The organism is Rathayibacter sp. AY1E8 (assembly GCF_002931415.1).
Taxonomy (GTDB): domain Bacteria; phylum Actinomycetota; class Actinomycetes; order Actinomycetales; family Microbacteriaceae; genus Rathayibacter.
Genome location: NZ_PSVI01000042.1, coordinates 25168 through 31307 on the forward strand (window position 1 = coordinate 25168; position 6140 = coordinate 31307).

Here is a 6140-nt window from a genome sequence, read left to right on the forward strand (position 1 = left end):
CGCGCCGTCGTCAGGGCGCCCCCTGGTGATCAGCTCAGCCGCAGAGTGCCGCGCCTGCCAGGTAGAACGCGCGGATGCCGATGTTCGGCGTCGAGGCCGACGCCACGCTGGTGACGTTCGTGATCGTGACGACGGGGCTGCCGGTGCTGTTGCTGTCCCACGTCCCGGGGTTGCTCAACGGGGTGCGGTAGTACTGGTTGTTGTCACCGATCACGTTGATCCAGTTGCCGCCGATCTCGACTCCGAGGTCCTTCGCCGTGCGTCCGGCCGGAAGTGCGGTGAGCTGGGTGCCGTCCTGGTCGAACACAGCGGCCGTCGTCGCGAAGATGCGACGCGTCGCGCCGAAGACCTGGGTGTCGGCGGCGACCTGACGCAGCCCGGTGACTGTGGCGAGGACCTGCGTCCACGGCGACCAAGACGCTCCGGCCTCGATGGTCTTCGTCGCCTCCCATGCCGTCCCGTCGGTCGCGACGAGCGACACCCGCCACAGGCTGTCGTCGCTGAACGACACGGCGATGTCGAGGACAGTGCGGCCTCCGGGCGCGGCCGCGAGCGCGACGCCGTCCCAGTCGTACACCGTGCTGCCGCTGGCCGAGAACAGGCGGGCTCCGCGGTCGCCGCCGGCGATGATCAGACCGTCATCCGCCGCGATGCTGGTCATGCCGATGCGGATGGGGGTCGTCGTGTCCCACTCGTAGAAGCCGCCGGAGGGGGCGGTGTGCGAGTAGACGTCGCCGTCCTGGGAGACGACGTAGCTCAGGTAGGTCGCAGACGCAGCCGTGTCACCGACGCCGGTCCACGCGACTGCGAAATCGACCACAGTGGTGACCGCTTCCGGCATCTCGGACTCGACATTGTTGCGACGTCCGCGGAAGGTCGAGGTGCGGGTGCCGCTGGTGCCGTTCACGATCGCTGCGGTGGTCGCATCGGCCACGGGAACGGTCGGCTGGGCCGGATTCACCACGCCTGCTGTCGTGGCCGTGATGGTGCCCGTCTGGCTGACTCCGGCGGTGGCGAAACGCAGACCGTTGAAGCCCTCCAGGACGAGGCTTCCGCCGGCACCCGTGAACAGCGTGCGAGATGTGGCCGTGCCGTCGTACCAGCGCAGTGCGGTCGGCAGAGTCACCGTCACCGCGATGCCTGCGGCGGCCGGAACTCCGGAATCGCTCACCTGGAGGTAGGCGTTGAACGGGTTGCAGCTGCTCGTCGTGTAGGAAGTAGTGGCATCGCCACCCTCCTGGTCGACGAAAGCGACCGTGCGCACGGTCACCGGGGCCGATGCGGCGGCGAGCGGCGCACCGATCGCCGCGACGACGACGGGAGTGGTCCATGCGGCCGCCTGCAGGACGGTCCGGCGGCCGGGAACCGCATTGCGAGCCGGAACGGGCGAATCAGAAGGGGACGTGTTCGACATAATATGCCTCTCTGGTTGGACGAATGGCCTGCGGATCTTCAACGAACGACCTGAGCCGTAGACGGCAGACGTTCCCTCGGAAGATCCACTGCTCATGTCGCAGCGTCCCGAGAGTTTTTCCGCGACGATTGATTTCGCGAGAGGGCTGTCCTTCCCGCGGCAGGCCTGAGACTACTGCACACCAAGTAATTCCACGCAACGGGGTTCGACGATCTCGAGACAGATGAGAGAGGCTCCGAAACGGCGGCGGAACGACTATCCGCCTCACTCCGAGGTCGCCCTGTTCTGCCGCAAGAGAGATGATTGATCGACAGGTGAGGCGCAGAGCCGTCTCCCGCTTGTGTTCCTTCTCTCTCCTGGCGGATCGATCGGGCCGTGAGTCCGGCCGGATGAGGCGCTCCGGTGTCGGCTGCCCGGATGCGTCTCCCCGCTCGCGTTCCCGCCCGAGGAACCCCTACAAGGCCGATCGGAGGACGGCCTCTGCGGCCTTCGTGATTCCGTCACCAGGCGCGCACGGGCAGGACCGCCTCCCGAGGGCGTCCTCCTCGTTCAGGTGCAGCGTCTCCGTCGGCTGCACGGCCTCGTCGTGATCCGACTGATCGGCCTCACCTCGGCCGGGCGCGGGCTCGTTCGCGGATCCCCGGCGGCGAGAGGAGGATCGCCGGCGCATCCGCAGTCGCTCATCGACCCATCAGGACGTCCGCTCCGTTCCGGCTCCTCCGACGCTGCCGTCGCGTCGTCCGACCTCGGCGCCGGAGCGGCGGCGACGGGCGCCGCTCCGATGGGACTCGGGTCGGGTCCGGTGAGCGGGCGCGTTCCGCCTCCGGCGCAGTCGGGTGCGGGAGGATGATCGGATGGACGACACGGCGGTACGGCGGCTCCTCGAGGGGCTCGCGGGGGCGGAGGCGAGCTTCCCGTTCGGCCCGGGCACGCGGGTGTGGAAGGTCGCCGGGAAGGTCTTCGCGCTCGAGTCGGAGCGCTTCGAGCGCCCCGTCGTGAGCGTCAAGGCGCTGCCCGAGAACGTGGTGCACCTCGTCGCGGGGGTCGAGGGCATCGAGCCCGGGTACCACCTGAACAAGAAGCACTGGGTGACCGTCGATGCGGGCGGGGCGGTGGAGTCCGGGCTGGTGCTGGAGCTGATCGAGGAGTCCCACGCGATCGTCGTCGCCGGACTGCCCAAGCGGCTCCGGCTCGCCCTCGGCGGCACCGCCGCCGGCTCGCTGAACGAGGACCGCTGAACGACGCCCGCCCGGCGCCGCCCTGCCGCAGCGCCCCCGCCGCGGCAGAGGCTCGCGGGGCGCGGCCTACAGGCCGTAGGAGCGGAGGTACGCGGCGGTGTCGTGCCAGCCCTCGACGGCGAAGCACTCGACGCCCATCGCCTTGACGGGGTAGTCGTTGCCGTCCGGGTCGAGGCGGTCGCCGACGAAGATCATGTCGTCGAGAGGGATGCCCGTCAGCTCGGTGAGCTTGTTCATCCCGTACGCCTTGTCGATGCCCTTGCGGGTGATGTCGACCGACGTCGAGCCGCCGGAGCGGACCTCGAGGTCGGGGAGCACGGCCTGCACGGCCTCACGGAGGGTGTTCTTCTTCTCGCCGTCCGGGTCCCAGGCCTGCTTGACCTCGACGGGCGCGGACTGGCCGAGGGCCGAGAAGGTGATCTGCGAGTCGCGGTCCTCGAGGATCGGGCCCCAGGTCTCGGACTCCCAGTAGCCGAGCTCCTTCGCCTTCTCCTCGACGGCGGCGAGCGCGCGCGACTTCTCGTCCTCGGTGAGGTTCTCGGCGTAGATCTGCGCCCAGTCGCCGTTCTCGTACCGGTAGTACTGCGTGCCGCAGGTGGGCATGAGGTGCAGCTTCGCGAGCACCTCGGGGTCGGCGCCCTCGAGGCGGTCGAGCACCTGCATCCGGAACTGGCCGATCTGGCCGCCCGAGATGATGCACACCTCGGTGGCCTGGAGCAGCTTCACGAAGAGGTCGGCCATCGCCGGGTCGACGGGGGACTTCGAGGCGGCGAGGGTGTCGTCGAGGTCGAAGGCCATCAGGCGGGGCAGGGTGCTCATGGAACTCGTTTCACGGTCTGCGGACGGGGCGGTAACGAGGATACGGGGCGCCGCCGGAACGCGCGCGCGGTCGGCGCGAGCGGGCTCCGAGCGCAGACTGGGGGGCATGACCGCCGCCACAGCGCCCGACGGAGGACGCCGCTCCGTTCCGCGCACTCTCGCCCGCATCCTCCTGGGCCTGCTGCTCGTCACGGCCGGCACGGCGCACCTGACGGTCGCGCGTCAGGCCTTCCAGGCGCAGGTCCCGCCGTGGCTGCCGGCCGACCCGGACCTGGTGGTCGTCGCGTCGGGCGTCGTCGAGATCGCGCTCGGGCTCGCGCTCGTCGTGCTCGTGCGGTGGCGCGTGATCGTGGGAGTCGTGGTGGCCGCGTTCTTCGTCGCGGTCTTCCCGGGGAACATCTCGCAGCTGCTGACGCGGACGCCGGCGTTCGGCCTCGAGACGGACGCGACGCGCGCGGTGCGGCTCGTCTTCCAGCCCCTGCTGGTGGTCTGGGCGCTCTGGTCGACCGGGGCGTTCTCGGCCTGGCGGGCCCGCCGGTCGCGACGCCGCGGGGACTGAGCCGCCGGTCCGCGGCCCGATCGTCCCGCGATCCTCCGGAACGACGAACGGCGGCCGGCGGGAGACCCCGCCGACCGCCGCCCGTGCCCTGCTCGGCTAGGCCGCGAGGCGGCGTCGCGCGACGACCAGCGCGAGACCCGACAGCAGCAGCACGAGGGCTCCGCCGATCAGGCCGGCCGCGTCGGCGCCGGTGTTCGCGAGCGAGCCCGGGCCGGAGCCTCCCGCGACGGGGGCCGCCGTGGTGGTGGGGTGCGGCGACGGAGCGGTGGTGGGCTGCTCCGTCGGGGCGCCGGGCTCGGTCGGCGCCGGGGTGACCGGGACCTCGGCGGCGGGCTCCGTCGTCAGCGACCAGTTGGGGTCGTAGAAGTCGGCCTGGTCGATCACGCCGCGGGCGGTCGACCAGTCGATGAGGAGCTGGCGGATCTCGAGACGCTCGTCGTAGACGAGCGGTGCCTGCGCGACGGCCGGGTAGGCGCCTCCGCCGCTCTGGCGGTAGTTGTTGACCGCCATCACGAAGCGCTCGTCGTCGGCGACCGGGGTGCCGTCGGCGTGGGCGAGACCGCGGATCCGCGAGCCGGCGGGCTGGGAGACGTCGATCACGTAGTCCAGGCCCGAGATCGCGTCGTAGTTGTAGTCCGGGATGCCGTCGGGGCGGTCCTCGGTCGTCGCGTTGGTGCCGGTCTCGGGGTCGAACACGGCGCCCTCGGCGGTCTGCACGAAGTAGCGGGCCGAGAACTCGAGGTAGTCGCGCACCTCGGCTCCGGTCAGCTCCACTCCGCGGAGGGTGTTCTCGTAGATGTACAGGCCCGCGATGTCGCGGATGCTGACCTGCCCCTTCGGGAAGACGGCGGTGCGCGAGAACGGCGACGCCTGCGAGATCACCGGCAGGTCGGCCCACTCGGTGCCCTCGAGAGCCGTCTCGACGGTCTCGGCCTGGACGGTGTTGATGAAGTCGATGATCGGGGTGTCCTCGTAGCGCGAGGTCGCGGCCGAGAGCTCCTCGACCGAGTCGGCGACGGGGGTGTTCACGTACTCGATCGTGGCGGCGTGCTGCTCGGCGAGGGCGTCGACCAGTGCGGGCGACTCCTCGGCGATGTCCTTCGCGTAGACGGGCTGCGTGACGGGCGCGTTCCCGGCCGACCAGTCGACCTCGAGGCCGCCCGCGGCGTCCGGCACCAGGTTCAGGGTGACCTCGGTGAGGCCCTGCGCCCAGAACTCGGGCTGGGTGACCAGCACCTGCTCGCCGGCGACGTTGGTGAACAGCGTCTGCGGCAGGTCCTTGTGGCTGTGGCCGGCGACGACCACGTCGATGCCGGGGACCTGCGTCGCGATGTTGTTGACGACGTCCTCGTTGAGGTCGGCGGCGTCGTACTCGGCGTCCGGCACCGTGCCCTGGCCGGTGTGCGCGAGGACGACGACCACGTCCGCCTGCTCCTGCACGATCGGGACCCACTGCTTCGCGGCGGCGACCATGTCCTGGAACTCGAGGACGCCGTCGACGTACTGCTTGTCCCAGACGCGGACGCCGGGGGTGACGAGGCCGAGGACGCCGACGGTGACCGTCTTCCCGTCGATCTCGCGCTCGATCAGCGTGTAGGGGTCGTGGTACGGCTTGCCGGTGGCGACGTCGACGACGTTCGCGCCCAGCAGCGGGGCGTTCAGGTCGCCCTCGTACGCGCTGAGCATGTCGAGCCCGTAGTTGTACTCGTGGTTGCCGACGACCTGCGCGTCGTAGCCGATGGTGTTGAACGCGGTGGCCATCGGGTGCGTCGTCTCGCCGGAGAGGACGCCCGCGGCGCCGTCGCCGAGGCCGTAGTAGTAGGTGAGCGGCGTGCCCTGGATCGCGTCGCCGTTGTCCATGACGAGCACGGACTCCTCGCCCTTCTCGGCGCGGAGGCGGTCGACCTCGGTCGCGACGCGGGTGAGGCCGAGCGCACCGTCGGCCGGGTACGGCGCGTTCGCGAAGTAGTCCCAGTCGTAGACGTGCCCGTGCGTGTCGGTCGTCGACACCAGGGTGAGCTCGACGCCGTCGTCGAGAGGGGCGGCCGAGGCGATCGGAGCGGCGGTGGCGGCTCCGAGTGCAACGACGGCGAGGAGGCTTGCGGCGCGG

The 6140-nt window shown here is 70.7% G+C and carries 5 protein-coding genes; 2 read left to right on the forward strand and 3 right to left on the reverse strand.

Translation table 11 applies throughout. The features are described from left to right. Positions 1-34 precede the first annotated feature (34 nt). Complete coding sequence (locus tag C5C74_RS12500) at positions 35-1414, reverse strand: hypothetical protein (protein ID WP_146083073.1); 1380 nt, start codon at positions 1412-1414, stop codon at positions 35-37. 854 nt (positions 1415-2268) lie between these two features. On the opposite strand from C5C74_RS12500, the gene C5C74_RS12505 reads away from it, so the two are divergent. Further along, positions 2269-2652 (forward strand): MmcQ/YjbR family DNA-binding protein, encoded by a 384-nt coding sequence (locus tag C5C74_RS12505; RefSeq protein WP_104222787.1) that lies wholly within the window; start codon positions 2269-2271, stop codon positions 2650-2652. Positions 2653-2718: 66 nt separating this feature from the next. Here the strand turns inward: C5C74_RS12505 and C5C74_RS12510 are convergent, their stop codons facing one another. Further along, positions 2719-3471: an HAD-IIB family hydrolase gene (locus C5C74_RS12510; RefSeq protein ID WP_104222786.1), complete on the reverse strand. Its 753-nt coding sequence runs from the start codon at positions 3469-3471 to the stop codon at positions 2719-2721. A 106-nt stretch (positions 3472-3577) separates the two neighbouring features. Here C5C74_RS12510 and C5C74_RS12515 point away from each other — a divergent pair, with 106 nt between their 5' ends. Further along, positions 3578-4030 (forward strand): DoxX family membrane protein, encoded by a 453-nt coding sequence (locus C5C74_RS12515; protein ID WP_104308200.1) that lies wholly within the window; start codon positions 3578-3580, stop codon positions 4028-4030. 96 nt (positions 4031-4126) lie between these two features. Here the strand turns inward: C5C74_RS12515 and C5C74_RS12520 are convergent. After that, on the reverse strand, positions 4127-6140 hold a 2014-nt coding region (locus C5C74_RS12520; protein ID WP_104351634.1), incomplete at its 5' end, for a bifunctional UDP-sugar hydrolase/5'-nucleotidase.

Coding starts and splice junctions, on each gene's coding strand:
- C5C74_RS12500 (WP_146083073.1), bottom strand. CDS start 1,414: ATGTCGAACACGTCCCCTTCTGATTCGCCCGTTCCGGCTCGCAATGCG.
- C5C74_RS12505 (WP_104222787.1), top strand. CDS start 2,269: ATGGACGACACGGCGGTACGGCGGCTCCTCGAGGGGCTCGCGGGGGCG.
- C5C74_RS12510 (WP_104222786.1), bottom strand. CDS start 3,471: ATGAGCACCCTGCCCCGCCTGATGGCCTTCGACCTCGACGACACCCTC.
- C5C74_RS12515 (WP_104308200.1), top strand. CDS start 3,578: ATGACCGCCGCCACAGCGCCCGACGGAGGACGCCGCTCCGTTCCGCGC.